Origin of the sequence: Acidovorax sp. Root217 (assembly GCF_001428645.1) — a bacterium.
Taxonomy (GTDB): Bacteria; Pseudomonadota; Gammaproteobacteria; order Burkholderiales; family Burkholderiaceae_C; genus Acidovorax.
Genome location: NZ_LMIH01000014.1, coordinates 81,225 through 106,527, shown reverse-complemented (window position 1 = coordinate 106,527; position 25,303 = coordinate 81,225). Strand labels below are relative to the sequence as shown.

General features: G+C 65.1%; 26 protein-coding genes. 15 read left to right on the top strand and 11 right to left on the bottom strand.

The genetic code is table 11. The annotated features are described in order from the left end of the window. Positions 1–137 precede the first annotated feature (137 nt). The 4 genes from ASE31_RS31080 to ASE31_RS16115 form a co-directional block, all read right to left on the bottom strand. Positions 138–347: a hypothetical protein gene (locus ASE31_RS31080; protein WP_082604191.1), complete on the bottom strand. Its 210-nt coding sequence runs from the start codon at positions 345–347 to the stop codon at positions 138–140. An 8-nt stretch (positions 348–355) separates the two neighbouring features. After that, the gene (locus ASE31_RS31075) at positions 356–769 is read right to left on the bottom strand and encodes a hypothetical protein (RefSeq protein WP_082604190.1); all 414 of its coding nucleotides are present in this window, start codon (positions 767–769) and stop codon (positions 356–358) included. A 250-nt stretch (positions 770–1,019) separates the two neighbouring features. Then, positions 1,020–1,319, bottom strand: coding sequence for a hypothetical protein (locus tag ASE31_RS32060; RefSeq protein WP_162261402.1), 300 nt, complete (start codon positions 1,317–1,319; stop codon positions 1,020–1,022). A 107-nt stretch (positions 1,320–1,426) separates the two neighbouring features. After that, the gene (locus ASE31_RS16115) at positions 1,427–1,888 is read right to left on the bottom strand and encodes an SRPBCC family protein (RefSeq protein WP_057202827.1); all 462 of its coding nucleotides are present in this window, start codon (positions 1,886–1,888) and stop codon (positions 1,427–1,429) included. Positions 1,889–1,953: 65 nt separating this feature from the next. On the opposite strand from ASE31_RS16115, the gene ASE31_RS16110 reads away from it, so the two are divergent. Then, positions 1,954–2,328 carry a MerR family transcriptional regulator gene (locus ASE31_RS16110; protein ID WP_057202826.1) on the top strand — a complete coding sequence of 125 codons (375 nt, stop codon included), beginning with the start codon at positions 1,954–1,956 and terminating at the stop codon, positions 2,326–2,328. 106 nt (positions 2,329–2,434) lie between these two features. On the opposite strand, the gene tnpA is transcribed toward ASE31_RS16110, so the two are convergent. Further along, on the bottom strand, positions 2,435–2,866 hold the full coding sequence (gene tnpA / locus ASE31_RS16105; protein ID WP_057202825.1) for an IS200/IS605 family transposase: 432 nt from the start codon (positions 2,864–2,866) through the stop codon (positions 2,435–2,437). Between the two features lie 619 nt (positions 2,867–3,485). On the opposite strand from tnpA, the gene ASE31_RS16095 reads away from it, so the two are divergent. Then, positions 3,486–3,791 (top strand): hypothetical protein, encoded by a 306-nt coding sequence (locus ASE31_RS16095; RefSeq protein WP_057202823.1) that lies wholly within the window; start codon positions 3,486–3,488, stop codon positions 3,789–3,791. A 143-nt stretch (positions 3,792–3,934) separates the two neighbouring features. Next, positions 3,935–4,150, top strand: a complete 216-nt coding sequence (locus tag ASE31_RS16090) for a hypothetical protein (protein WP_057202822.1) — start codon at positions 3,935–3,937, stop codon at positions 4,148–4,150. Between the two features lie 114 nt (positions 4,151–4,264). Here the strand turns inward: ASE31_RS16090 and ASE31_RS16085 are convergent, their stop codons facing one another. Then, the gene (locus ASE31_RS16085; RefSeq protein WP_057202821.1) at positions 4,265–4,579 is read right to left on the bottom strand and encodes a hypothetical protein; all 315 of its coding nucleotides are present in this window, start codon (positions 4,577–4,579) and stop codon (positions 4,265–4,267) included. Positions 4,580–4,903: 324 nt separating this feature from the next. Between ASE31_RS16085 and ASE31_RS16080 the strand changes: the two genes are divergently transcribed. From ASE31_RS16080 to ASE31_RS16060, 5 genes are all read left to right on the top strand, one after another. Next, positions 4,904–6,433 carry an ATPase domain-containing protein gene (locus ASE31_RS16080; RefSeq protein ID WP_057202820.1) on the top strand — a complete coding sequence of 510 codons (1,530 nt, stop codon included), beginning with the start codon at positions 4,904–4,906 and terminating at the stop codon, positions 6,431–6,433. Continuing rightward, positions 6,430–8,121, top strand: coding sequence for a response regulator (locus ASE31_RS16075; RefSeq protein WP_235514552.1), 1,692 nt, complete (start codon positions 6,430–6,432; stop codon positions 8,119–8,121). Before ASE31_RS16080 ends, ASE31_RS16075 begins: the two co-directional genes overlap by 4 nt. Before the next feature lie 104 nt (positions 8,122–8,225). Then, positions 8,226–10,478: an ATP-binding protein gene (locus tag ASE31_RS16070; protein ID WP_057202874.1), complete on the top strand. Its 2,253-nt coding sequence runs from the start codon at positions 8,226–8,228 to the stop codon at positions 10,476–10,478. Continuing rightward, on the top strand, positions 10,478–10,942 hold the full coding sequence (locus ASE31_RS16065) for a response regulator (protein ID WP_057202818.1): 465 nt from the start codon (positions 10,478–10,480) through the stop codon (positions 10,940–10,942). Before ASE31_RS16070 ends, ASE31_RS16065 begins: the two co-directional genes overlap by 1 nt. 13 nt (positions 10,943–10,955) lie before the next feature. Next, positions 10,956–13,121, top strand: coding sequence for a response regulator (locus ASE31_RS16060; RefSeq protein ID WP_057202817.1), 2,166 nt, complete (start codon positions 10,956–10,958; stop codon positions 13,119–13,121). A 92-nt stretch (positions 13,122–13,213) separates the two neighbouring features. Here ASE31_RS16060 and ASE31_RS16055 read toward each other — a convergent pair whose 3' ends face one another. Both ASE31_RS16055 and ASE31_RS16050 read right to left on the bottom strand, forming a co-directional pair. Beyond that, positions 13,214–14,005: a hypothetical protein gene (locus ASE31_RS16055; protein WP_057202816.1), complete on the bottom strand. Its 792-nt coding sequence runs from the start codon at positions 14,003–14,005 to the stop codon at positions 13,214–13,216. A 272-nt stretch (positions 14,006–14,277) separates the two neighbouring features. After that, positions 14,278–14,673 (bottom strand): helix-turn-helix domain-containing protein, encoded by a 396-nt coding sequence (locus tag ASE31_RS16050; protein ID WP_057202815.1) that lies wholly within the window; start codon positions 14,671–14,673, stop codon positions 14,278–14,280. Positions 14,674–14,766: 93 nt separating this feature from the next. Between ASE31_RS16050 and ASE31_RS16045 the strand changes: the two genes are divergently transcribed. The 5 genes from ASE31_RS16045 (at position 14,767) to ASE31_RS16025 (ending at position 20,624) form a co-directional block, all read left to right on the top strand. After that, positions 14,767–15,189, top strand: coding sequence for a DoxX family protein (locus ASE31_RS16045; protein ID WP_057202873.1), 423 nt, complete (start codon positions 14,767–14,769; stop codon positions 15,187–15,189). A gap of 43 nt (positions 15,190–15,232) precedes the next feature. Then, positions 15,233–16,168 (top strand): haloalkane dehalogenase, encoded by a 936-nt coding sequence (locus ASE31_RS16040; RefSeq protein WP_057202814.1) that lies wholly within the window; start codon positions 15,233–15,235, stop codon positions 16,166–16,168. Between the two features lie 159 nt (positions 16,169–16,327). Next, positions 16,328–16,870, top strand: coding sequence for a sigma-70 family RNA polymerase sigma factor (locus tag ASE31_RS16035; protein WP_057202813.1), 543 nt, complete (start codon positions 16,328–16,330; stop codon positions 16,868–16,870). Then, entirely contained in the window at positions 16,867–17,874 is a 1,008-nt protein-coding gene (locus ASE31_RS16030) for a FecR family protein (protein WP_057202812.1), read from the top strand. Before ASE31_RS16035 ends, ASE31_RS16030 begins: the two co-directional genes overlap by 4 nt. Positions 17,875–18,083: 209 nt before the next feature. Beyond that, positions 18,084–20,624 carry a TonB-dependent siderophore receptor gene (locus ASE31_RS16025; RefSeq protein ID WP_057202811.1) on the top strand — a complete coding sequence of 847 codons (2,541 nt, stop codon included), beginning with the start codon at positions 18,084–18,086 and terminating at the stop codon, positions 20,622–20,624. 63 nt (positions 20,625–20,687) lie between these two features. Here ASE31_RS16025 and ASE31_RS31070 read toward each other — a convergent pair whose 3' ends face one another. From ASE31_RS31070 to ggt, 3 genes are all read right to left on the bottom strand, one after another. Continuing rightward, a complete protein-coding gene (locus ASE31_RS31070) occupies positions 20,688–20,834 on the bottom strand; it encodes a zinc-binding dehydrogenase (RefSeq protein ID WP_235514548.1) in 147 nt (48 codons plus the stop codon). A 113-nt stretch (positions 20,835–20,947) separates the two neighbouring features. Further along, positions 20,948–21,907, bottom strand: a complete 960-nt coding sequence (locus tag ASE31_RS16020) for a tripartite tricarboxylate transporter substrate binding protein (RefSeq protein ID WP_057202810.1) — start codon at positions 21,905–21,907, stop codon at positions 20,948–20,950. Between the two features lie 131 nt (positions 21,908–22,038). After that, positions 22,039–23,631 carry a gamma-glutamyltransferase gene (ggt, locus tag ASE31_RS16015; protein ID WP_082604186.1) on the bottom strand — a complete coding sequence of 531 codons (1,593 nt, stop codon included), beginning with the start codon at positions 23,629–23,631 and terminating at the stop codon, positions 22,039–22,041. A 35-nt stretch (positions 23,632–23,666) separates the two neighbouring features. Here ggt and ASE31_RS16010 point away from each other — a divergent pair, with 35 nt between their 5' ends. Together ASE31_RS16010 and ASE31_RS31690 are read left to right on the top strand one after the other, a co-directional pair. Further along, positions 23,667–24,326, top strand: coding sequence for a GntR family transcriptional regulator (locus ASE31_RS16010; protein ID WP_057202809.1), 660 nt, complete (start codon positions 23,667–23,669; stop codon positions 24,324–24,326). 443 nt (positions 24,327–24,769) lie between these two features. Further along, the gene (locus tag ASE31_RS31690) at positions 24,770–25,288 is read left to right on the top strand and encodes a hypothetical protein (protein ID WP_157412520.1); all 519 of its coding nucleotides are present in this window, start codon (positions 24,770–24,772) and stop codon (positions 25,286–25,288) included. Positions 25,289–25,303 lie beyond the last annotated feature (15 nt).

Here is a 25,303-nt window from a genome sequence, read left to right as displayed (position 1 = left end):
CGTACTGCCTGCGACGCACCGCCTAGCCAGAACCGCTTCGCTGAGTTTTGTTAGCCGCTCTAAGGCGAGCATTTGCTTTCGACGAGCCGGGGTTTTTTGGCGTGCAAGGCGGGCCTGGACGAAAGATTCTCAGCCTCTCAGTCCTTGAGACTCACGCCCAAGGCATCCAGCTTCTTTGCGTATGCGTCCCGGCGTTTTGCTGCCTTTGCAGCTGCGTCAACGGCTGCTTGGATGGCCTTTGGCCCCTTTTTTGCAGCGGCTTTGATCAATCCGGACTTGTGAGCAGCATCTGCCTGCGCCCGTTTGAAAGTGGCGATGATTTCGAAATTGGCAACAGATTGATTCACAGGTGCCCTTAAAGCTTGACGTCAGTGCGAAGCAACGCTGTTCTCAATTCGCGGGTAGCTGGTTTTGAAATATCGATGCCTTGAACTGCCAGGTCGAACGGTGAGCCAGGTTTGATACTGGTCGGGAGTATTTTTTTTACGGGATTCGTACCGGGGTGCTTGCCACCTGCAGCACACATGCGAACGGAAAACCCGAATTCTTCGAGCACCCCTTTTGCATATAACTCCGCCAAATGCTGAAACGAAACGAATGTTGAGCACTTCACTTCTTTATCCCCAAGCTTACGGACGCTACGTACGATCTCGAATTTACCCAGAGAATCCCGTTGAGTGTTCGTAAAGGGATGCAAAAAAAGCGTCTCACGAGGTCCTCCATTTTTAGACGCCAGCGTGTGCTCGACGGCGATATCAGTTAACAGCACGTTTTTTTCCTCGTGATTCCATAAGCCACATTTATAAGAGCCCAATTATCCTCCATCACGCCCCAAAGTCCCGCTCGCGATTTTCAAACTGGGCTTCAGCGGAGCGATGCCCCTTGAGATGCGAAGTGTTCGACATTGGCCGTGTTTGCCTTGCGGGACGGGGCTTTAACCGAACAACTGCAAATGGCCGATCCACATGGCAAGGTGATAGACCGATCTGGGCCCAAAGCCGTCCTTCTCGATCCGGGCATCACACCTTCTTCTTTTCCCAACGCGCCAGCGCCGCCTCAAACGCTTGCAGCACATCCGGTCGATCTTCGGCGGCGGCATCGAACCGGCTGGCCAGCACAGCGGCGTCGGCCTTGCTGCCCAGTTGGCCGATGGCCTTGAAGATCCTTTTCATGAAGACGGCGTCGCCACCGACGATGTGCCGCACCGCTTTTGGCCGACAACGAAAGTCTAGCTGCTCACGCCCATGCCCTCGATCACCCAAGAAGGCGACTGAGCGAAGCGGAAAAGTGCCCATCGTCAGCGAACTGGAGATGTCCACAAGCGCCGATATGGGTGTCCGATTCACCCCGGCCCCGCCGTACCACTGAATTCGATCCGACTGCCCAGAAGTGACCGAAATACGCAGCGCACAAATTCCACCCGTGTTCAGGTACCGGCACCCCCCTCCATGCGCACCTTCAAAGCCGCCAGGCCCCGGCCTGCCCGTTGCCGCATGACCCGCCTGGCCAGCGGGAGCAGCAGGCAGCGGACGGCAAGGCTGCGGCTTCGGCTGAACATGTGCCAAGTGAGTTCGCAGGACTGCGGCGCCGTGGCATGCAGCGAGATCTCCATGCGCGGCAGCAGCGGCAGCAACCGCCCCTCGGTGGCAAAGAACCCGGGGGCCCGGGCTTCGCGCACCTGCAGGGTGACCTGCCGGCGCCCCCTGAGGGGCACGACCACGGTTTCAAGGTACTCCTTGCCCGGCTGCCCATGGGCAAGCGCGCCGAGCGATTCGATCGCGATGACGCCCGGGAACCACTCGCCAAACTGCTCCATGTTCGATATGTAGCCAAACACCGCCTGCACAGGCCGGTGGATGGAGACCGTCTTTTCGACCAGCAAATGCATGGTGTGCCCTCTTCAAAAAAGCCATGCTAATCTGCAGAGCAAGGTCTACAGTCAAGGGAATTTTGATGCGCATATCGGAGCTGGAAAGCCGCACCGGCCTGGGCCGCCACGCGCTGCGCTTTTATGAACGCGAGGGGCTGCTGGTCGGCGTGCAACGCGGCCAGAACAACTACCGCGACTACCCCGAGTCGGCCGCCAGGGACGCGGCCCTGCTGCAGCAACTGCAGTCGCTGGGCTTCTCGCTGCAGGAGATTCGCCAGGTGCTCGATGCCATGCGCGCCAAAAGCATCGACTGCGCCAAGGGCGCCCGCCTGATGGCCGACAAGCGCATTGCGATCGAGGCCCAGATCGCCAACCTGCGCAAGGTGAGCAAGGTGCTGCTGCGCGAACAGCAGCGCCTGCAAGAGCGTGCCGCGCGGTACGGGCTGCCAAAGGAGTAACCATCCCCCGGCAAAGCCGGGGGCTTTCGGGATGTGAGCCGCTCAAAGCGGCTAAACGGGGTCGCTAACGCGGCCCCAACTCTTTGCGCCACCTATTCGGTGGCCGCTACCTCCACAACCCAAGCTGTTCCAATCTCGCGTCCTCCTCCTCTTGGTGCCTTATGTAGTTGCGGATCACCTCTTCGTCTCGTCCCACCGTCGAAACAAAGTACCCTCGCGCCCAAAAGTGTTGGCCTACAAAATTCCTTCTGCGCTCTGCATACACCCTGGCCAGATGGATCGCGCTCTTGCCTTGGATGTATCCCACCACCTGCGACACCGCGTATTTCGGCGGTATCGATAGCATCATGTGCACGTGGTCCGGCATCAGATGCCCCTCTTCTATCTGGCTCTCCTTTTGACTCGCCAATGTCCGAAACACCTCCCCCAGGTGCTTTCGCAGCTCCAGGTACAGCGTCTTTCTTCGACATTTCGGTATGAACACCACGTGGTACTTGCAGTCCCATTTCGTGTGATTTAGGCTTTCTATCTTGTCCATCCAGTTCTTCCTTTCGTTTGCTTGGCGGCTCACGATTGGCAGTTTCTGCGATGGACATCCATACCTACGAATACGTCAAACTTCTACTGCCTCCCCGGCAGAGCCGGGGGGTCTCCCAACGGACTAGCGTGGCTCACAAAACGCCTCTGGCGTTGTCGTTTCAGCGGGTCGAGCCAGCCCGTGCCCCACTCAATCCTGCAGGTCCACCCCCAGGGCTTTGAGCTTCTGCGCGTACGAATCCCGGCGCTTCGCGGCCTTGGCTGCGGTGTCTGCAGCCGCTTGAATAGCGCCAGGCCCTTTCTTCGCAGCCGCCTGGATGAGCCCGAACTTGTGCGCTGCATCTGCCTGCGCCCTTTTGAAACAGGCAATGAGTTCGGCATGGGGATGGGTTGGGCTCACAGGGACCTCATTGTCTAAAGCACCATTCTCTTCGCTCCGAGGGATGCCAGGGGCGCGCGCGGCACGAGGGGCATGGGCTCCAACGCCCGCCTGAGCGAACCGCGCTCGCAAATCCATAGCAGCCCCGCCAGCACAGTCACTATTTGGCCCGGCCGCACCAATCTTCTGCCCGCGCGCCGCAGAAATACTGTAAATTCATACAGTATTTTGGAGATTGACCATGGATGTTCTGGACGCCACCTACACCGTCGCACTGTGCGACTACCCCGGCCTTGCGCAGGCCGAACGCACTGCTGCAGAGGTGCGCTTTGCCGTGGCCCTGGAGCACCAGTTCGGCAGCCCCGACGACATTGCCGCCACCATGCACACCATCGACGCCCTGGAGCGCGTGGAGCCCGAGGATGTGTCGGCCCACGACCTGGTGGCGCTGCAGCGCTGGGTGCGGGCACTCTCTGTGGCGCGCCTGGCGGGCTACCGGGGGCTGGCCGTGCGCGATGGCAGCCGGTTTGAGGTGCGGTTGGGGTAGCGGCGGCGGCATGGCGGTGGTGCTGACCAACGCCTGCCTGGTGTAACGGCACCTTACATGCAGGCACTTGCCAAACCGGCCAACGCGCTTACCCTGTAGGGAGTAGACACTCTGGCGCATTGCTGCGCGCACCCTGACACCGCATGGACCTGATCTTTCTGCGACGGCTGACCCTGGAATGCATGCCCCTGCGGCTTGTTGAACGATCCGACATCGAGGCCTACCAAGCCCTCGCGCGGGCGAATCTGGTCGAGGGCAAGGTGGTGGCATGTGCCAGCCCCGAGCCGCATGTCGTCGTCGACTCGGTCACGCCGTATGGCCGGATATTCCTGGCGCAAAGGCAGCGCCGCACGGGGTAGCCAGCAGCCTGCGCCGGCCCCGCACTTCCCCCACCTCCGGCTGCTTGTACACCCCATGTGGCTGCAGTGTTTGCAACGAACTGCAACGCACGCATGGTGCAACGGACCACTGGCTCACGGTGCCACGCGCTGCCGCAGGGCAAGCTGCAAGCCCGGCGTGGCACGGTTCATGTCCCGCAGAAACGATGCCACGAGGTGGTGAACGCTCTGGGCGTCGAGCTGGCTGTCCAGCCAGATCTCCAGCCCCTGCTCGCCATGCTCGGCGGCGGTGAGTGACATGCCCATGCGCGGCACGGATTGAAGAAACTGCCCCAGCGCATCGCTCAGGCGGGTGTATGCCTGCAGCAGTTCGCCGGGGCCCGGCGGCCTCTCGCCCGGGGACGAGGCATCGGGCGCGTCGATGGGTGCAATGTGAAAGCGGTAGATCATCGGTCAACTTGAAACGGTGCAACCAGTTTCTTGGCAGCGCCGAGGGGCCTCTGTAGGAAAACCCCCTGGCCAACCGTTCATGAACACCGCTGTTACCCGCGTCCACCCTGTGCGCGCTACAACCGCAGCGCAGGGGGGCCCTGTAGGACCCGCCCTTCCTTGGTCTGCCGAAGTGGGCTGACTTTCGTTTCGACACCGCCCATTCAAAATTGGATACATCTGCGCAACGGGCCGCTCCTTACCGCGACTGGCCTTGTCCCACAGGGAATGCATGCGCTGCACGGGCCCCACCCCCAGCGGGGGCGAGCCACAGAAAGGATCCATTTGACAAGCACCCTCAGCACCCCTATCGCAACCGAACCCGCCACGCAAGGCATCGCACGCACCGGCATTGCCGGGCTCGACGACGTGCTGGCCGGCGGCCTGCCCACGCGGCACCTCTACCTGGTCGAAGGCAGCCCCGGCACCGGCAAGACCACGCTGGCGCTGCAGTTCCTGATCGAGGGGCGCGAGAAGGGCGAGCGGGGGCTGTACGTCACCCTGTCCGAAACCTCGGAGGAGCTGGAGCAGGTCGCCCAGTCCCACGGCTGGTCGCTCGACGGCATCAAGGTCTTCGATCTGGTGAGTGACGAAGGGCTGAGCGAAGACGCAGAGCAGACCATCCTGCACCCCTCGGAGTTCGAGCTGGGCGAAACCACCCGCGAGGTGATGAAGCTGGTGGGTGAGCTCAAGCCCCAGCGCGTGGCCTTCGACAGCCTGTCCGAGCTGCGCCTGCTGGCCCAGAGCCCCCTGCGCTACCGGCGCCAGATACTCGCTCTGAAGCGCTTTTTCGCGCAGATGGGCTGCACCGTGCTCATGCTCGACGACAAGACCTCGGGCGAAGGCGACCAGCAGCTGCACAGCATTGCGCATGGCGTGGTGCATTTGAACCAGAACGCCAACACCTACGGGCCCGACAAGCGCCAGCTGCGCGTGGTCAAGCTGCGCGGGGTGCGGTTTCGCAGCGGCGACCACGACTTCGATCTGGACCGGGGGGGCCTGGTGGTCTTTCCGCGCCTGTCGGCGGGCGAGCATGGCGGCAGCTTCGACGGCACGCCCATCCCCACCGGCACGGCTGCCTTCGATGAAATGCTGGGCGGCGGCCTGTCGCCCGGCAGCAACCTGCTGCTGGCCGGCCCGGCCGGCGTGGGCAAGACCACCACCGCCACCAGCTGCGCGGTGGCCGCCATGCGGCGCGGCGACAAGGTGGCGTTCTACCTCTTCGACGAAGGCCTCAACTCGCTGCGCCAGCGCTCGCTGGCCCTGGGGCTCGACATCGACCCCTTCATCGCATCGGGCCAGCTGCTGATCCGCTCTTTCGACCCGGCCGAGGTATCACCCGGCCAGTTCGCCCAGGCCGTGCGCAATGCGGTCGAAGTCGACGGGGTGACGATGGTGGTGCTCGACAGCCTCAACTCCTACATGCAGGCCATGCCCGGCGGGCAGTACCTGTTGCTGCAGATGCACGAGCTGCTGTCGTACCTGAACCTCAAGGGCGTGGTCACGCTCATCATCCTGTCGCTGCACGGCACCGTGGGCGAGATGAGGGCCGACATCGACCTGAGCTATCTGAGCGATGCCATGGTGCAGTACCGCTTCTTTGAGGCGCGCGGCGAGGTGCTCAAGGCCATCTCGGTCATCAAGAGCCGCACCACGGCGCACCAGACCACCATCCGCGAGTTCCGCCTGGGCGCCAACGGGGTCGAGATCGGCAAGCCCCTGTCCGACTTCCACGGCATCCTCGTCGGCGCTGCGCAGTACACGGGCCGCCAGCCCCTGCTGGGCGACAGCGACAACGCGCATTCGCGCGCATGACCGGGCACCGCATGGAGAGCCGTGTCCTCATTCTGGCGCCCCACGGGCGCGACGCCAAGGTCATCGCATCGGTGGTTTGCGGCGATGGCGTGCAATGCGTGGTCTGCCCCGACGCGGCCGCGGTGTTAGCCGAGCTGGAGGTCGCAGCCGCCGCCGCCATCCTCACCGAGGAAGTGCTGGCGGGCGGCCTGGGTGAATCGCTGCGCCAGTACCTGGCGCGCCAGCCCGCGTGGTCGGATTTTCCGTTCGTCGTGCTGGCCACGCGCCAGGCCAGCCGCCGGTCACTGCGCGCCACCGCCTCACTGCACGAGCTCGGTAACCTGGTCATCCTGGAGCGCCCGGTCAACCCCGAGACGCTGGTGAGCGCGGTGCGCTCGGCACTGCGGGCGCGCAACCGGCAGTACGCCACGCGGCGGCACCTGTCCGACCTGGAGACCGCGAAACAGACGGTGGAGCGGCTCAACGCCGGGCTCGAAAGCCGCATCGCCGCGCGCACCAGCGACCTGGCGAACGCCAACGACCGGCTGATGCGCGAGATCGCCGACCGCGAGCGCATGCAGTCCAAGGTGGTGCAGGGCCAGAAGCTCGAAGCCATTGGCCGGCTCACCGGCGGCATTGCGCACGACTTCAACAACCTGCTGCACGCGGTCAACCTGAACCTGCAGTTCATCATGCGCCTGGCCACCGAAAAGCGCCTGGCCGACTACGCACGCCGCGCCAAGGATTCGGTGGACCGCGGCGCACGCCTCACCGCCCAGCTGCTGTCGTTTGCGCGCGCGCAAAGCCTGCTGCCCCGGCTGCACGACGTGAACGCCATGGTGCTCAACCTGCGCGAGCTGATCGAGGTGTCGGTGGGCTCCAAGGTGCAGGTCCGCATCGACATCTGCGACGGCCAGGCCTGGGCCCTGCTCGACGGCGCCCAGTTGGAGATGGCCCTGCTGAACATGGCCGTCAACTCACGCGATGCCATGCCCGACGGCGGCACCCTGACCATCCGCACCGCCCTGCCCTGCGCGGCAGATGGCAGCCGCCAGGTGCACATCAGCGTGCAGGACACCGGCTGCGGCATCCCCGAGGCCCTGCAGGCCAAGGTGTTCGACCCCTTCTTCACCACCAAGGGCGAAGGCGAAGGCACGGGCCTGGGGCTCAGCCAGGTCTACGGCTTTGCCAACCAGTCCGGCGGCAGCGTGGAGATGCACAGCACCGAGGGCGAGGGCACCACCCTCACGCTGCGCTTCGCACAGGCCCACGACGCCTCGGGCGACGGCGACGGCAGCACCGCAGCCGCCGACCGCAACGGCACGGGGCATGCCAAGGCCCGCACCGAAGTGCTGGTGGTGGAAGACGACGACGCCGTGAGGCAGGGCATCGCCGAAGGGCTGCGGCTGCTCAGCTACAGCGTGCGCGAAGCCAGCGACGGCGAGAGCGGCCTGCGCGAGCTGCGCCGGCGCATGCCCGACCTGCTGATGGCCGACTACCTCATGCCCGGCATGAACGGCGCCGAGTTCATCACCGCCGCGCGGCAGATCTACCCCGGCATCCCGGTGCTGATGGCCACGGGCTACGCCGACATGGCCGAGGTCGAAAAACTCGTGGGCGTGCAATCGGTGCTCAAGAAGCCTTTCGACCTGGAGACGCTGAACGCGGCGGTGGGCAACGAGCTGGCGCGCGCGCGGGCGCAGGGCTGAGCGCCGGGCCGTTTTTATAGGAAACTTCTGACATGCATGGCCTGAAATCCAGGGCATCATGCGCGTTGTCCTGCGCACGGTCGCAGGCCGTTCTACCTTTGTTCATGACGTCAAACCCAGGCCTGCCGCCCACCGCTGACCCTGATCTTTTCTCCTGCCACACAGAGCCCATCCGTGTGCCTGGGGCCATTCAGCCCCACGGCCGCTTGCTGGTGCTCGATGCGTCCACGCGGCAACTGCTTGCCTCCAGCGACAACTGGCCCGACGGCAGCCTGCAGGCGGCACTGGCCCACCTGACAAGCAGCGCGCTGCCAGCCAATCCCCCTGGGGCGGTGCCAGTGTCCCTGGGGGTGTGGGCAGCGCAGGCCGGCGAGCGGTGGGACGTATCAGCCCACTGCACGGACCGGCACCTGCTGGCCGAGTTCGAGCCCGCCGCGCCTGCCGATGGCAACGGGGCCCCCATCTACTCGCTCACCCGCATCTTTCTGCCGCGCCTGCAGGCCGCAAGCTCCATCGAGCAGCTGGCCCAGCTGGCCGCCACCGAAATGAAGCGCCTGACAGGCTTCGGGCGGTGCATGGTCTACCGCTTCGACGACGCGGGCCACGGCCAGGTGCTGGCCGAGGACGTGGACCCGGGCTACGACAGCTATGCCGGCCACCACTTTCCGGCGGACGACATTCCCCTGCAGGCGCGTGCACTGTACGTGCTCAACCAGTTTCGCCTGATTGCCGACGCCAACTACACGCCGGTGGCGCTGCGCATCCATGGCGCAGCACTGCAGCCCTCGGACATCGACCTGTCCCAGGCGCAGCTGCGCAGCGTCTCGCCAGTGCACCTGGAGTACATGCGCAACATGGGCACGCTGTCGTCCATGTCGGTGTCCATCGTCATCGAGGGCAGGCTGTGGGGGCTGGTGTCCTGCCATGGCCATGCTCCGCGCCACGTCGGCGTGGCCACGCGGCTGGCCTGCGAGCACCTGGGCCAGTTGCTGGCCCTGCAGATCCAGTCCAAGGAGGCGACCGGCCATGTGGCAGAACAACTGGCCTTGCGCCAGCTCACGCTGGAGATCGTCTCGCACCTGTCCGAGAGCGATGGCACGCTGAGCCTGCTGGCCCAGGTGCCTGCGATGCTGCGATTTGCCCGCGCCAGCGGCGTGGCGGTGGTGCGCGACGACGAGGTCTGGAGCGTAGGCGAGGTGCCACCGCAGCAGGCCGTCATGGACCTGGCCAACTGGATCGAGGGGCTGGGCGCAGAGGTGTTCCACAGCCACCAGCTGGCGCAGGACCATGCGCCGGCACAGGGCTTCAAGGATGTGGCGGCCGGGGTGCTGGCCGTGTCCATCTCCCAGGTGCACCGCCACGTGATCCTGTGGTTTCGGCCCGAGATCGTCAAAACCGTCACCTGGGCCGGCAACCCGCGCAAGAACCAGGTGGCCGCCGACGGCCGCATCCACCCCCGGCGCAGCTTCGACAGCTGGCAGGAAAGCATCCGCGGCGCCTGCCTGCCCTGGTCGGCTGCGGAAGTGGCCGTGGCGGGCGAGCTGCGCCAGGCCCTCATCGGGATCGTGCTGCGCCGCGCAGAAGAGTTCGAGGAAGTGGCCCACGAGCTGACGCGGGTGAACAAGGAGCTCGAAGCCTTCTCGTACACCGTGTCGCACGACCTGCGCGCGCCCATGCGCCACATTGCGGGCTATGTGGACCTGGTGGTTGACCTGGAGAAAAAGGCGCTGTCCGAACGGGCCCTGCGCTACCTGGGCAACGTCAAGGACGCGGCCGCCTACGCGGGCCAGTTGGTCGATGCGCTGCTGGATTTTTCGCGCATGGGGCGGGCCGCGCTCAAGCAGCGCCCCGTCGACATGCAGGTGCTGCTGCAGGAGCTGGTGCGCGAGCTGTCGCGCCAGGAGCCCGGGCGCAATGTGCAATGGGCTCTGGAGCCCAGCTACCCCGAACTGTTTGGCGACCCGCTGCTGCTGCAGGTGGCCACGCGCAACTTTCTGAGCAACGCGCTCAAATACTCGCGTGGCCGCGACCCCGCGCGCATCAGCGTGCGCGCGCTGCGCAGGCCAGAGGGCGACGGCATCGAGGTCGAGGACAACGGCGTGGGCTTCAACATGGAGTACGCCAACAAGCTGTTCGGCGTGTTCCAGCGCCTGCACCAGGCCGACGAGTTCGAGGGCACGGGCATCGGCCTGGCCATCGTCAAGCGCATCGTCGAGCGCCACGGCGGCACCGTCTGGGGTTCAGGCACGCCGGACCAGGGCGCCCGCTTTGGCTTTATATTGCCGCGCGTGGCGCCCGGCGCGGCGGCAGACGCCCCCTCTCCATCCAGGAACACCCCCTCCCCCAGGAGCCTTTGATGCTAAAGCCCATTTTGCTGGTCGAAGACGACAAGCGTGATCTGGAACTCACCCTCATTGCGCTGGAGCGCAGCCAGTTGGCCAACGAGGTCGTGGTCATGCGCGACGGCGCGCAGGCCCTGGACTACCTGCGGCGTGAAGGCGACTTTGCCGGGCGCGATGCGGGCAACCCGGCCGTGGTCCTGCTGGACCTCAAGCTGCCCAAGGTCAATGGGCTGGAGGTGCTGCAGGCCGTGCGCGCCGACCCGGCGCTGCGCAGCCTGCCGGTCGTGATGCTGACATCGTCCCAGGAAGAAAACGACGTCGTCAAGAGCTATGAGCTGGGCGTCAACGCCTACGTCGTCAAGCCGGTGGCCTTCGACCGCTTCGTCTCTGCCATCGGCGACCTGGGCGTGTTCTGGGCCGTGCTCAACGAGCCACCACCGGGCTCCTCCAAAGCCAGCCGCCGTGGCGAGCCCCTGTAGCCAGCTGCCTGCCATGGACTCGACGACGCACCTGCGCGTGCTGGTACTGGAAGACTCCCGCTTCGACGCAGAACTGCTCGCCGAAGCGCTCAAGAGCGCGCTGCCCGCCGCGGACGTCACCCTCGTGAGCGATGGCCCGAGCTTCACCCAGGCGCTGGGGCAAATGCGCTTCGACGTGGTCCTGTCCGACTTCGAGCTGCCCGGCTTTTCAGGCGGTGCGGCCCTGGAGCTGGTGCGCAGGCACGCCCCCGACGTACCCTTCATCTTTGTCTCCGGCGTGATCGGCGAAGACAACGCGGTCGAGCTGCTCAAGCGCGGCGCCACCGACTACGTGAGCAAGAACCGGCTGGAACGCCTGCCCTTCGTGCTGGACCGCGCACTCAAGGAAGCGGCCAGCCGGCGCACCCTGGGCGTGGCAGAGCGCCGCCTGCAGCAGGCAGACGCAGCCATCGTGCAAGCGCAAGAGCGGCAGCTGGCCCTGGTGCAGCTGAGCGACCGCATCCGCGACATGGACGACGTGGTCGAGATCGGCTATGCCGCGGCGCAAACCCTGGCGCACCATTTCAACGTGGACCGTGCGGGCTATGGGGTGGTGGACAAGACCGCCGAGACCATCACCATCGAACGCGACTGGAACGCGCCCGGCGTGCAGACCCTTGCGGGGGTGCTGCAGTTTCGCGACTACGGCTCCTACATCGACGACCTGGCGCGCGGTATCACCGTGGCTTTCGCCGACGCCCGCGAAGACCCGCGCACCCAGGGCAACGCGCACGCGCTGGAGGCCATATCGGCCCGTGCCGTGCTCAACATGCCGCTGCGCGAGCAGGGCAATTTTGTCGGGCTGCTGTACCTCAACCACAGCCAGCCCCGTGTCTGGACCGATGACGAGGTGGACTTCGTGCGCGAGGTCGGCGACCGCCTGCGCTCCGTGCTGGGCCGGCGCGAGGCGCAAATCGCGCTGCAGGCGTTTGCCGCCTCGCTGGAGCGCCAGGTCGAAGAGCGCGCCGCAGAGCTGGAGGCGGCCAAGGAGCAGCTGCGCCAAAGCCAGAAGCTCGAAGCCGTTGGCCAGCTCACCGGCGGTCTGGCGCACGACTTCAACAACCTGCTGGGCTCCATCACCGGCGCCCTGGAGCTGCTGCGCCGGCGTGGCGGCGCCAACCTCACCCCCGACATGGAGCGCTACATCGGCATGGCGCAGGGTGCGGCCAAGCGCGCCGCATCGCTCACCCACCGCCTGCTGGCCTTCTCGCGCCGCCAGACGCTGGAGCCCAAGACCCTGGCGCTCGACCAGCTCGTGCACGGCATGGAGGAGCTGCTGCGCCGCACGGTCGGCCCCGAGATCCATGTCGAGGTCATCGCTGCGCCCGGCCTGTGGAACGTGCATGTGGATGCCGGCCAGCTCGAAAGTGCCTTGCTCAATTTGTGCATCAACGCGCGCGATGCCATGCCCGAGGGCGGGCGCATGGTCATCGAAACCGGCAACCGCACCCTGGATGCGCGCGCGGCCCAGGCCGCAGACCTCACGCCCGGCAGCTATGTGTCCCTGTGCGTGCGCGACAACGGCACCGGCATGCCGCCCGAGGTGGCGGCCAGGGCCTTCGACCCCTTCTTCACCACCAAGCCGCTGGGCATGGGCACGGGCCTGGGTCTGTCGATGGTGTATGGTTTTGCCAAGCAATCCGGCGGGCGCGTCAGCATCGAGTCGACGGTGGGTGTGGGCACTGCGGTGTGCATCGATCTGCCGCGCAGCGAGCGCATGCCAGAGCAGGCGCCGCCCGAGCAACGCCCGGCCGCACCGCCGCGTGCCGATCAGGGCCAGACCGTGCTGGTGGTGGACGACGAAGCGTCACTGCGCATGCTGATCGTGGAGGTCATGCAGGACCTGGGCTACGCCACGCTGGAGGCCGGCGACGGCACCGAAGCCATGCACTGGCTGCGCTCGGACCGCCCCATCGACCTGCTCATCACCGATGTGGGCCTGCCCGGCGGCATGAACGGCCGCCAGGTGGCCGACGCCGCGCGCAGCCAGCGCCCCGGGCTCAAGGTGCTGTTCGTGACCGGCTACGCACAGTCCGCACTGGACGCCAGCCATCTGGAGCCCGGCATGCACGTCATGACCAAGCCTTTCGGGATGGACGCCCTCGCGCGGCGTGCCAAAGAGGTCATCGAAGCGCGGTAGGCGTGGCCCGCGTCTGCACACGCAGGGCCAATTCCATGCCGCGCGGTTCACCTGCCGGCACCCACGGCCGGCAAGCACACGCGCGTTCTACCTTAGCGCGGGGTGTAGCACTGCCCGCCAGCAATCGCCGCGCTCACGGCAGTGTCCAGGCTGGCAGCGTTGGGGAAGGCCGATGGCACGGCGGTGTCTTCCAGCAGGCACAGGTTGTTGGCCTTGCGCACCAGCACCACGGGGGTGAAGACCGCAGGGTTCAACAGCCCACCCGGGAAGGTCTGGCGCTTGCCCCAGAAGGCCGCCAGGCCTGCGCCGGCCTCGGTGCGTTCCGGCTGGAACCAGAAGGTACGGCTCAAGGCACCCGTGGCGGCGACACCTACGCCATCGCATTGCGCGTTGCCGTAGGTCACCGTGCCCACACCGACCGTGACCTGGCCGCTGGTCGCGTTGGTCGACAGGCTCCACAGCTCGCGCACGCCGCTGCTGCCACTGGCCGGTGGCTGGCACCGGTCCTGCTCCCATGCGCCATCCGACAGGGTGGCCAGGGGCACGCAGCGCACCGCCACCGTGTTCACCGCAGCGCCGGCCACGGTGCCGGAGCCATTGCGCACCACGCAGCCCGAGCCTTGGGGTGCCGTCTTGACGGCGACCGAATACCTCGCGCCATCCGCCAGCGGCTTGGTGAAGGTGAAGCTGCCATCGGCGGCCACGGTCAGGTCCTCCCCACTGCCGCTGCTCAGCAGCACAGGCTTGCCGCTGGGCACGCCGCTCACCGTGCCGCCCAGGGCGTAGGGCGTAGCGACGGGGTCGTCACCACCACCGCCACCACAGGCGGCGAGGCCCATGAGCGTGGCAGAGGCCATGAGGGCCTTGAGCGCCTTCAGTGGCATAACTCGTTGTGTCCAGTACATGCGATCTTCTCCTTGTTGTATGGTTCGCAGTTGTCGAGGATGGTCAGGCAGCACACGGTGATCGCGGACTGCCTGCCCGGAATTATTCTCGCCGTGGACCATCCGGTTGCGCCGCTTTTTTTGCAGGCCGAACGTGACGCCTGTCACCCAAAGGCAGGGGGAGCCTTGCGCACCCTGGTGCGTTTGAAAAGCGCGTTCAACAGCCCGCAATCCAGGCAGCGCAGGAATGGCCCGCTGCACGGCGCGGGTCACTACCCCTTGCTCGACCTGGTGGCACTGGATGCACGGCCACGCGCAGCCTTCTTGACCGGCACGCTTTGCCCGTACTCGGTCCACCAGTCCATGAGGGCCTTCATCGTCGGCCCCAGTCCGCGGGCCTTTTGCGTCATCTCGTATTCAACGCGCGGCGGCACCTGCGCAAACACGGTGCGCGAGACCAAGCCGTCCGCCTCCAGCTCACGCAACTGCGCCGTCAGCATGTGCTGCGTGATGCCGGGGATGGCCTTGCGCAACTCGCCAAAGCGGTAGATCCGCTGGTTGAGCAGCCACATGATTTCCAGCTTCCACTTGCCCGAAAGCAGGGCAAATGCGCGGCGCATTTCCTCGTGCATGTTGATCTCGGCATCTTCATTGGTATGGTTTTTCATACTAAGCACCATTTTTTCATCCTACTTGTCAATATTCATCTTAGACGACATCCTTGCTGCATGTCGAACTTCAATGCTGATCAGCAAAACACCATGGCCACCACCTACCTCTACTGGATCTCCACCGCGCTGCTTTCGCTGCTGTACTTCGCCTCTGCTGCCATGTATATCGCCAAGGGTGAGTTCGTTCGCAAGGCGCAGGCAGAACTGGGGTACTCAGCACCGCTCCTTGTGCCTTTCATGATCGCCATCAAGTTGCTCGGTCCCATTGCGATCCTGTGGCACTTCAACGTGGCGCTCAGCGACCTCGCGTATGCCGGCATCTTCTACCACCTGGTCCTGTCCGGCCTGGCACACCTGGGGGTTCGCAAGCCCAAGGGCGCCATTCCCGCAGCAGTCGGGCTGGTTCTGCTGGCGGCCTCCTTCTCCACCCAAAACGCCGCCCGCGCACTGCCCTCGCCCCATGCGCCTGCGACCGCAGTGGTCCAGGCACCCCTGAACTACGCCGCGCGCTGACCGGCGCAACCACACCACTACCCCCAATCGACTGGAGAAACGAATGAGCCAATTTCACGCCAAGGTCTCGGAGCAGCCTTTTGCAGCGAAGAAGTACCTCGACATTCACGGCCACAGGATGGCCTACATCGACGAAGGCGAGGGGCCGTCCATCGTCTTCCAGCACGGCAACCCAGCGTCTTCCTACCTCTGGCGCAATGTGATGCGGCACCTCAAGGGACATGGGCGCTTGATCGCCGCTGATTTCATGGGCATGGGCGATTCCGAGAAGCTCGATCCGGCGCTGGGCGTGTCCCGCTACGGCTTCAACGAGCAGCGCAAGTACCTGCACGGCCTGTGGGATGCGCTGGACCTGGGCAACGAGGTGATCCTGGTCCTGCATGACACGGGTTCGATGTTCGGCTTTGACTGGGCGAATCAGCACCGCAACCGCGTTCAGGGCATTGCCTACATGGAATCCATCGTCGCCCCGCTGCTCGTCTCCGACTTCCCCGGCCATGTGCAGGCGCAGCTCAGGCAAATGACGCCTGAAGGACTGGAAGCCAGTTTGCAGGGGCTGGATTTCCTCGAAGGTTTTCTGCTCGGTGCGCGTGAATTCTCCGACGTGGAAAAGGCGCAATACCGCGCGCCCTTCCTCCAACCCGGAGAGGACCGCAGGCCCATGATCTCGTTCGATTTGCCGATCGAGGGTCAGCCCGCGCACACCGTGCAGATCGCCGAGGACTATTCGCGCTGGCTGGGCCAGAGCGATGTCCCCAAGCTGCTCATCCGGGCCGAGCCCGGCTACCTGCTGACCAACCGCCTGTACGGCATCGCGAAGACCTGGCCCCACCAGATCGAAGTCACGGTGAAGGGCAGCCACTACCTCCAGGAGACCACGCCCGATGAAGTGGGCGCGGCGATCGCCGGCTTCGTGCGCGGCCTGCGCAGCCAGGCGCAGGTGACCCACGGTTTGCCGCCGCGCAGCCGCCTGGCTTAGCGCGAGGCGGTGTCGGGCCAAGGGGCCCGTCTCCCGCAGGCCGATCAGCGCTTACAGGCGTGAGCCCATTCAAGGCAAGCTTGCCATCCATCCCCCCAAAGACAGATAATGCAACTCATTCTCATTGATTTTCAGTGAAATCTCCTCTTCTCATTCGTCGTGAGCACTACGGACTACATTTCCCCACCCACCGTCGAGCACCTGTACCTCGACCATCACCACTGGCTTCAAGGCTGGTTGCGGCGCCGGCTGGACAACACCGCCGAGGCCGCCGACCTGGCCCACGACACCTTTGTCCGGCTGATCCGCTCGCCGCAGCGCTTCGATAGCCAGCCGCAGGCGCGCGCCTATCTGCGCGTGGTTGCCAAAGGCCTATGCGTGGATCTCTGGCGGCACAGGGTGGTCGAGCGTGCCTGGCTGGACACGCTGGCGGTGCTGCCCGAAGCCCTGGCGCCCTCCGCCGAAGAGCAGTACACCGTGCTGCAGGCCCTGCGGGAAATCGACACCATGCTGCGCAACCTGCCACCCAAGGCCGGCCGGGCGTTCGTGCTGTCTGCTGCCTGCGGCATGACGCACCAGGAGATCGCCAGCGAGCTGGGTGTCAGCTCGCGCACGGTGGGCACCTACATCACCCAGGCCATGCTCCACTGCATGCGGCTGGAGGCGGGCCACCCGGCCACGCACGGCAACGCCGCCCCATGAGCGCCACGCCCCCTGCCCTGCACGCCCCTACCCACGAGGCCATGGAGCAGGCAGCCACCTGGTTTTCGCTGCTCCAGTCGGGCACCGCCACCGATGCAGACCACGCCCGCTGGCAGGCATGGCTTGCCAGTGGCGGCGAAAGCCAGGCCGCCTGGGCGGTGGTGGAGCGCGTCAGCCAGCGCTTTTCGCCCCTGCAGTCCGTGCCTTCGCCGCGGCTTGCGGCCGACGCACTGCAGTCCGCCAACCAACGGCTGGCCAAGCGCCGCTCGCTGGTGCTGGGGGTGGCGGCCATGGCGGGCAGCGGTGTGTTCGGCTGGGCACTGTGGCAGCACGCGGGCACGGCCGGGCCACTTGTCGCCTGGGGCGCCGACCACCGCACCGCCACCGGCGAACGGCGCAAGCTCACCCTGGCCGATGGCACCCAGGTATGGCTCGCCAGCGCCAGCGCCATCGACGAGGATTACCGCGCCGACCTGCGCCGCCTGCGCCTGCGCAGCGGCGAAGTCCTGGTTCAGACAGCCCCGGACCGCGCTCGCCCCTTCGTCGTCGACACTGCCCACGGGCGCATGCAGGCCCTGGGTACCCGGTTCAACGTGCGGCTGGATGGCGATGGCGCTACCCAGCTGGCCGTGTATGAAGGTGCGGTGCAAGTCACCCTGGCAGGCACCAGCACCAGTGCCAGCCACGTCATCCAGGCGGGGCACCAGGTCCGCTTCACTGCACACCAAATGCAGACGCAGACGCCGGCAGACCCGGCGCGCGAAGCCTGGTCGCGCGGCATTCTGCTGGCGCAGGACTTGCCCCTGTCCCGGGTGGTGCAGGAGCTGGGCCGCTATCGGCGCGGCCATATCGCCGTAGCACCCGATGTGGCGCACCTCACCGTGCTGGGCAGCTACCCGCTCGATGACTTCGAGGGCACGCTGGACATGCTCCAGCAGGCGCTGCCCATCCAGGTGCGCCAGCCACTGCCCTGGTGGACCACCATCGAGGCCCGCACCCGCTGACCGGCGGTGCCAGCCGAACGCCCTGGCGCAGGGCGGTGGCCGGTGGCCCTGGATCTTTTTTTGCCCCCTGCTTCCACTTTTTTGCCTCTCGTCCGGTTTACCTGCTGAGGACACACAAGCCCCCTTGTGCACAGCGCGCTCCCTGGCGCCGCAGCACGGGTGGCTGGTCCGCCGCCAGAACCCAACCGACCAAGCAAGAGGTAAACCACATGTCTCGTCACGCACCGCTGCGGCCCACCCCTGCGCGCAGCAGCCAGCTCCCCATTGCCGTGCGCCCCACAGCCCTTGCCGCCCACCTGCTGCTGGCAGGGGGCATTGCCGTGGGCGGCTGGGCAGGCACAGCCCAGGCGCAGCCGGCAGCGGCCAGCGCGACCCAGGCAACAACAACCACAGCCCCCCGCAGCTACAACATTCCCGCAGGGCCGCTGAGCACGGTGCTCACGCGCTTCCTGTCCGAATCCGGCGTGCTGCTCACCGGCAGCACGGAGCTGGCCCAGGGCAAGCAAAGCCCCGGCGTGCAAGGCAGTGCGACGCCAGCTGCCGCGCTGGCCGCGCTGCTGGCCGGCACCGGTCTGCAGGCGGTGCCAGACCCCCAGGGGCGGTATGTTCTGCGGCTGGCACCCGTGAGCGAAAAGACCAGCGAGGCCACGCTGGCGCCGGTCAAGGTAACGGCTGAACGGGAGAGCACATACGCCACCGAAGGCACCGGCTCCTATACGACACCGGCCGTCACCATCGGCAAGTCCCCCCGCTCGCTCAAAGAGATTCCCCAGTCGGTGAGCGTGCTGACCCGCCAGCGCATCGACGACCAGAACCTGACACAGATAGAGAGCGCCCTGGACCAGATGACGGGCCTGCAGATCGACACCACCACCGGCCCGGCCGGTTCGGCCAACGTCATATCGCGCGGGTTCCTCGTCAACAACTACCAGGCAGACGGCGTACCGCAGACCTTCCTGGGCACCTCGTTCACCGGCGCGGATCTGGCCGTGTACGACCGCGTCGAGGTCATCCGCGGCGCGGCCGGGCTGCTGCAAGGTGCGGGCAATCCTTCGGCCACGGTGAACCTGGTGCGCAAGAAGCCCACGCCGGTGTTTTCCGCGTCCGCAACGGCCAGCGCCGGGTCGTGGAGCTTCTACCGTGGCGAGGCCGACATCGGCGGGCCCATCAACGCCTCGGGCTCGGTGCGCGCCCGCGTCGTGGCCGTGCAGGAGAACCGCGACTACCATGTGGATGTCATGGAATCCCGCAAATCCGTGCTGTACGGCGTGGTCGATGTCGACCTGGGCCCGGCCACGAAACTGACCCTGGGCGGGCAGCAACAAAAGGTCGATGCCGTCCCCTGGATTTTCGGGTTGCCGCGCTACAGCGACGGGAGCAGCCTGGGGCTTCCCCGCTCCACCTACCTGGCCCCCGCCTGGAACCGCTGGTCGCAAGACATCCGCGAAGTGTTCTTCAACCTGGACCACCAACTGGAGAGCGGCTGGAAGCTGAACCTGGGCTTCAACAGCTCGCCGCAGGAACAGGATTTCAAGCGCAGCATCACGCGCGGCACCGACACCAATTTTGGCGTCAACCCTGCGACGCGTGCGGCCTCGGTCTACACAGGCCTGCGCTGGCAATCCGAGGCCGACCGCCGCAACCTGGATGCCAACGCAACGGGACAGGTGACGCTGTTTGACCGCCAGCACGATCTCACCGTCGGCGTGAACGCGCAGGACTACGACTCCCGATCGCGCCAGTCGGCCTTCTTCCCCGCCGTGGCCATCCCGGACGTGTTCAGCTTCAACCCGAATTCCATCGCAGAGCCCGCCGAAGGGCCGTTCACCTCCGGCACCACCTTGCGCACGCGCCAGCATGGCGTGTACGGCAGCGGCCGCTTCGCGGTGAGCGAGCCCCTGAAACTGATCCTCGGCGCACGCCTGAACTGGTACACCACCCAGACGGACAACCAGAACCTGGTGAGCGGCAGCACCGCCATCGGCCGCAAGGTGCGCTACGCGCGTGAGCTCACCCCCTATGCCGGCCTGGTGTACGAGCTGGACAAGACCCATTCGCTGTACGCCAGCTACTCCGACATCTTTTTGCCGCAATCCACCCAGTTCACCGCCACCGGCGCCGAACTCGACCCGGTGGTCGGCGCCAACTACGAAGCAGGCATCAAAGGCGCATACCTGGGCGGCGCACTGAACGCCTCCCTGGCGGTGTTTCGCATCGACCAGGAAAACCGGGCCCAGCAGGACCCGGCCGCCCCCTGCGCCTCAGCCGCAGTGGCCAACCAGTGCTACCGGGCCGAAGGCAAGGTGCGCAGCCAGGGCATCGAGGCCGAAGTGACGGGCCGGGTGCTGCCCCAGCTGGATGTGTTCGCAGGCTACACCCTCAACACCACGAAGTACCTCAAGGACAGTGCCAACCAGGGGCTCGCGTTTCGCCCGCAGACGCCAAGGCATTTGGTCAAGCTGTGGGCGCAGTACCGCATGCCCTGGGACGGCGGGCGCTGGTCGCTCGGTGGCGGAATCAACGCGCAAAGCAGCTACTACGCATTGAACGGCGCGGTGCGCTCGGAGCAGCGCGCATACGCGGTCGCCGCCATGCGCGTCGGCTACCAGATCAGCAAGCAGGCCCAGCTGGTGCTGAGCGTCAACAACCTGTTCGACAAGGTCTACTACTCGGGCATCCGCGGCGTGGATTTCGGCAACGTATATGGCGAGCCGCGCAATGTCATGCTGACGGCAACGGCCAGCTTCTGATCCTGCGCGCGGCATCTGCGCTTGCACCCAGGGCCCACACCCGGGTGCAGGCCCATAGAGCAGTTAGCGCGTCAGCACGACAATCTTGCCCCGCGCCTCGTTGGCTTGCATCACGCGGTGGGCCTCAGCGATCTGGTCGATGCTGAACACACGCCCAATCGACACCGGCAGCGTGCCGGCGGCCACGCCATCAAGAAGCAACGCGCCCACCTCAACCCTCGCGTGCGCTACATCGTCGACGGCTGGTGGCCTGCGCTGCGCAAGGGCGATTCAACTGATTCGCGTGCACGGGGGGGTCTGGCTCCCCGTACCGAAGCCTGCGCTCAGTCTGGCTTGAAGCCTGAGGCCTTCACCGGCTGTTCCCAGCGTTTGAGCTGCTCGGCTTGCAGCTTCTTGAGCCCCGCTGAATCCAGGTAATCGGGCATCAGCCCCAGCGCGGAAATCTTGTCCCGCGCATCCTGGGCGCGAAGCGCCTCGGCCACGGCCCGTTCGATGCGCTGCACGACTGCCGGCTGCATCCCCGCAGGGCCGTACAGAGCGAAGTACCCATCCGCAGTCATGTTGATGCCCGCTTCCTTCAAGGTGGGCACGTCGGGCAAAGCGCTGGAGCGCTCTTGTCCAGTCACCGCGACAATCCGCACCCTGCCCGCCTTGTGGTGCTCCAGGGTTTCAGAAGCTGTGTCCACCATCATGGGCAGCAGCCCGGCTACCAAATCTTGCGCCGCGGGTGCGCCCCCCTTGTAGGGTATGTGCGTGAGATTGACGCCAGTGGTCTGCGAAAGCAGCACGCCCGTGAAGTGGCCCAGTGTGCCGGCGCCCGACGTGGCAAAGTTCGCCTTGTCGGGGTTCGCTTTCATCCATGCCAACACATGTTTGATATCGCGTTGGGGGCCTGCAGGGCCAATGGTGAGCGCAAAGTCGAAGCTCGCGGCGCGCGCAATCGGCGTGAAGTCCTTTACGGAATCGTACGGCAGATTGGGATAAAGCCAGGGCGCCACCACCAGCGTGCCACTGGTGGCCATGACCAGTGTCTGCCCATCCGGCGGCAATCGCTTGAGCTCTGCCATGGACACCCGGCCCGATGCGCCCGGCTTGTTCTCGACGACGACGTTTTGCCCCAGCGAAGCGCGCAGCTTGTCGGCCAGAATTCTGGTCAGTTGGTCGGATGAGCCACCGGGCGCAAACCCGACAATGAGCTTCAGTGTGCGGTCTTGCCCAGATGCTGGCAAACCCAGTGAGAGTGCTGAGGCTGCCGCTGCTGCGGAAAAGATTCGTCGCTTCATTGTGGGTGTCTCCTGGCTTGTTGCGCTGTTGCAGTTGAGGGGAAAGGAATTTCAGTGCGTTAAGGAGACGCCATGGCGTCGTCGATCAGGACAGATTTTTCAGCAAGGGGGATGCGCCTTGGCCGCTCACGCTAAAAGCCAACGGCCTGTCCGTCCCGACGCGAGTCGGAAGCCGCGATGTACCCATGCTCTGCCTTGTAGATCAGCTGGGCTGATCCGAAGTCCAGGCTTTGGCGCTGCGCGACGGTGACCTTGTGTCCGCGGGCGCGCAAAGAGTCCGGCACATCGCCAGGCACATGCGATTCCAGCGTGACCGTGGGGCCGGGCTCCACGCGAAACCGCGGAGCATCGCTCATCGCTTGCGGGTTTTGTCCGAAGCTGGCAAGCCGCGTCACCATCTGTACATGCCCTTGTGCCTGCATCGATCCACCCATGACACCCATCGCCATCACGGGTGCGCCATCGCGCGTAATGAAACCCGGGATGATGGTGTGCAATGGCCGCTTGCCTGGAGCGACGATATTCGGATGGCCCGGGACCAGGCTGAAGTCTTCGCCGCGATTGTGCAAACTGATGCCGGTGCCTGGAACGACCACGCCGGAGCCAAAGCCGTGGTAATTCGACTGGATGTAAGAGACCATGGTGCCTGCCGCATCCGCTGACGCAAGATAGACCGTGCCGCCGGTCTTTGGCATGCCAGGGCCTGGATCGGCCGCGCGCTTCATGTCGATGCGCTTCGCGCGCTCTGCCAGATAGGCCGCGTCGAGCAAGTGCGCAGCCGAGACGGGCGACATGGCAGGGGCATCGGCAACGTACTTGTTGAGGTCGGCGAAGGCCAGCTTCATCGCCTCCAGGCCAACGTGGTAATAGTCGGCACTGTCTACCCCCATCCCTGCCAGGTCGAAGTGGTCCAATATTCCCAACGCCATCAGTGCCGCGATCCCTTGGCCATTGGGCGGAATCTCGTGCAGCGTATAGCCGCGAAACGACTGCGCAATGGGCTCGACCCATTCGGCCCGGTGCGCCGCGAGATCGGTTGCGCGCAGCGCACCGCCGCACTGCCTGGCAAATGCTTCGATCTTCTCGGCAAGTTCGCCCCGGTAGAAGCTCTCGCCGCCGCTCTCGGCAATCTGCTCGAGCGTCCTGGCTTGTGCCGGAAAGCGCCAAAGCTCACCTGCGCGCGGAGCACGCCCGTCCAATGTGAACGCGTCGCGAAATCCCGGCTGGTCGATGAGCCGTGGAACCTGGTTGGCCCACTGCCTCGCAATTTGCGGCGACACCATGAAGCCTTCCTGCGCGTACCGAATGGCCGGTTCGAACAGGCGCGCAAAGGGCAGCTTGCCAAAGCGATCGGACAGCGCCTTCCAACCTGCAACCTGGCCCGGCACCGTCACCGAACCCCAGCCCTTCTCCGGCATCTTGTCATGCCCGTCGAAATACTGCGGCGTCCAGAGCGAGGGCGCGCCTCCGCTGGAGTTCAAGCCATGCAACCTGCCTTCATGCCACACCAGCACGAACATGTCGCCGCCGATGCCGTTCATGACCGGTTCGACCACGGTCAGCGCAATCGCGCAGGCAAGCGCGCTATCGATGGCGTTGCCCCCCTGGTACAGCATACTCAGACCGGCCTGTGCCGCCAAAGGCTGGCTGGCGCTCACGGCATTGGCCGCGAGCAGTGGCATCTTTTGCGAGGTATAGGGGAACGACCAGTCAAGGGGCTGCATGCCCCAAAGTATATTCGTGTATCCAATCAAAGTGAATGGCCATCATGCTCACACCCTTTTCCAGCCCCGCAACGGCCGAGGAAGAAGCCTATCGCTTCCTTCTCAACGGAATCCGCATGGGCCAGTTCAAGGCGGGCGACCGCCTGGTGCCCGAGGAGATTGCGTCGCAACTGGGAATGAGCCGAATGCCGGTGCGCGAAGCGTTCCGGCGCCTTGCAACGCAAGAACTGCTGACCATCCGCCCCAACCGCGGTGCGGTGGTGCGCGGCCTGAACCACCAGGAGGCGATCGAGGTGTTCGAAATGCGTGCGGTGCTCGAAGGTCTGGCAGCAACCGCTGCCCTGGACCGGATCGGCCCTGCAGACATCGATGAACTGGAGCGACGGCTGGACGCCATGGACCGGTGCGCAGAAGATCTTTCCGCGTGGGTCACCGAGCACCGTGACTTCCACCTGTACCTGTGCGGCCTGAGCGCCCGCCCGCGGCTGGTGGCACAGATTGCGGCGCTGCACGTGTGCATCGAGCCCCATATGCGGCTGTGGCTGCAGTCGACCTACAAACCCAGGCCAAGCCGCGAGGAGCACGGCTTCATCATCGACGCGCTGCGCCGCAAGCGCCCGGAATTGATCGAAGCGGTGGTCCGCGAACACGTCAGCAGCACGCTGGTAACGCTCGCGAAACTCATGCGTACTTAACCCGTGTTGGCGTTGAATTGGATACAGTCTTACGTTTTTGTGCCCTGACTGTAAGCATGTGGAGACGCGCGCAATGCCGTACGGGCCACAGGAGAGGCTCGCAGGAATGGGCCGTGTGAAATCAACACCGCCGTGCTGCAGGGCTGGCCTGCAGCCAAGGTAGGAGCCGAAGGGCTGAATGCGCGGGGCGTGCGCCCTCCCCTGCGTATTTCGGTCGCTGCTGGACAATGGGGACGAACTGAGTTGGACAGCTGGAATGGCCGGAGCTGGACACTCACTTCGGCTCTCTTGGTCATTTCCAGATCGCGGACGTGAGCATCTGTGCAGCTTTGTCCAGTCGCCTTCTTGGGTGATATGGGCGCTGGAGCCACCAGCTAAACTTCGGCTATCGGCCAGAAGCAGCCGTTTGAGCGAAGTACGCCGTGGGTGAAGGGAGTAAGTCGTTGATTGGTCTCATAGTTCTTCTTCTAGCCGGCACTTGGCTTCTCTTAGCTGGTACTGTGGCCAAAAGAGTTGCAAAATTCCTGTTCCCTGAGCGGTTCGCTGTAAGGGCGAGGGTGCTTCTCTTTCCACTCATACTTTGCCTGCCGTTTTTGGATGAAATCATCGGCCGATGGCAATTTCACACACTATGTGAGCGTGAGGCCAAAGTTTGGATCGCGCCCAATGCAAAGGAAGTCACGGCCGCGCGAGAGGGTGATTCAAAAACCCACGCGCGAGTTGGCTTCCTCATTCCGGTCACAGAACAACCCATCGTCTTTATGGATGCGTTGACTGGTAAAACTTTCTACGCGACAAAAGCATTTCACACCCCTGGCGGTGCGATCATGCGAGCCGGTCTGAATCTGGGCAGCACCTCGTCATGCTGGCCAAAAAACTGGACTGCGCGTGAGAACGGGATCGATATCGACACGTTATTGAAGCGAGGCGAGGCTTTGGAAAAAGAGGACTCCAAGACTTAACTGGATGTCTGCTTC

Coding starts and splice junctions, on each gene's coding strand:
- ASE31_RS16050 (WP_057202815.1), bottom strand. CDS start 14,673: ATGAAAAACCATACCAATGAAGATGCCGAGATCAACATGCACGAGGAA.
- ASE31_RS16010 (WP_057202809.1), top strand. CDS start 23,667: ATGGCCATCATGCTCACACCCTTTTCCAGCCCCGCAACGGCCGAGGAA.
- ASE31_RS16065 (WP_057202818.1), top strand. CDS start 10,478: ATGCTAAAGCCCATTTTGCTGGTCGAAGACGACAAGCGTGATCTGGAA.
- ASE31_RS16085 (WP_057202821.1), bottom strand. CDS start 4,579: ATGATCTACCGCTTTCACATTGCACCCATCGACGCGCCCGATGCCTCG.
- ASE31_RS16070 (WP_057202874.1), top strand. CDS start 8,226: ATGACGTCAAACCCAGGCCTGCCGCCCACCGCTGACCCTGATCTTTTC.
- ASE31_RS16025 (WP_057202811.1), top strand. CDS start 18,084: ATGTCTCGTCACGCACCGCTGCGGCCCACCCCTGCGCGCAGCAGCCAG.
- ASE31_RS16075 (WP_235514552.1), top strand. CDS start 6,430: ATGACCGGGCACCGCATGGAGAGCCGTGTCCTCATTCTGGCGCCCCAC.
- ASE31_RS16095 (WP_057202823.1), top strand. CDS start 3,486: ATGGATGTTCTGGACGCCACCTACACCGTCGCACTGTGCGACTACCCC.
- ASE31_RS16060 (WP_057202817.1), top strand. CDS start 10,956: ATGGACTCGACGACGCACCTGCGCGTGCTGGTACTGGAAGACTCCCGC.
- ASE31_RS16110 (WP_057202826.1), top strand. CDS start 1,954: ATGCGCATATCGGAGCTGGAAAGCCGCACCGGCCTGGGCCGCCACGCG.
- ASE31_RS16020 (WP_057202810.1), bottom strand. CDS start 21,907: ATGAAGCGACGAATCTTTTCCGCAGCAGCGGCAGCCTCAGCACTCTCA.
- ASE31_RS16090 (WP_057202822.1), top strand. CDS start 3,935: ATGGACCTGATCTTTCTGCGACGGCTGACCCTGGAATGCATGCCCCTG.
- ASE31_RS16030 (WP_057202812.1), top strand. CDS start 16,867: ATGAGCGCCACGCCCCCTGCCCTGCACGCCCCTACCCACGAGGCCATG.
- ASE31_RS16045 (WP_057202873.1), top strand. CDS start 14,767: ATGGCCACCACCTACCTCTACTGGATCTCCACCGCGCTGCTTTCGCTG.
- ASE31_RS16055 (WP_057202816.1), bottom strand. CDS start 14,005: ATGCCACTGAAGGCGCTCAAGGCCCTCATGGCCTCTGCCACGCTCATG.
- ASE31_RS16040 (WP_057202814.1), top strand. CDS start 15,233: ATGAGCCAATTTCACGCCAAGGTCTCGGAGCAGCCTTTTGCAGCGAAG.
- tnpA (WP_057202825.1), bottom strand. CDS start 2,866: ATGGACAAGATAGAAAGCCTAAATCACACGAAATGGGACTGCAAGTAC.
- ggt (WP_082604186.1), bottom strand. CDS start 23,631: ATGCAGCCCCTTGACTGGTCGTTCCCCTATACCTCGCAAAAGATGCCA.
- ASE31_RS16115 (WP_057202827.1), bottom strand. CDS start 1,888: ATGCATTTGCTGGTCGAAAAGACGGTCTCCATCCACCGGCCTGTGCAG.